The 273-nt window shown below is 67.8% G+C and carries 1 protein-coding gene; it reads left to right on the top strand.

Annotated features, from left to right (window positions below; genetic code table 11):
* The coding region (locus UK23_RS31185; RefSeq protein ID WP_045315274.1) for an SdrD B-like domain-containing protein at positions 1 to 273 on the top strand (273 nt) is incomplete at both ends.

Raw genomic sequence — 273 nt, 5'->3', positions numbered from 1 at the left:
ACGTGGGACTTCGGTCTGATCCCGGCTTCGGCTTCGGTCGGCGACCGGGTGTGGTCGGATGCCAACGGCAACGGTGTGCAGGACAACGGCGAGTCCGGTGTCCAGGGTGTGCCGGTCGAGCTGTTCCGCAACGGTCTGAACGGGCCGGAGTCGGTGGGCACGACGGTGACCGATGCCAACGGCATGTACCTGTTCAGCGGCCTGGGTGCGGGCAACTACTTCGTCCGCTTCACCCCGCCCGCGGGCATGCTGGTGTCGCCGCAGAACCAGGGC

This window comes from Lentzea aerocolonigenes (assembly GCF_000955955.1).
Lineage (GTDB): Bacteria > Actinomycetota > Actinomycetes > Mycobacteriales > Pseudonocardiaceae > Lentzea > Lentzea aerocolonigenes_A.
This window is presented reverse-complemented; position numbering and strand designations above follow the sequence as displayed.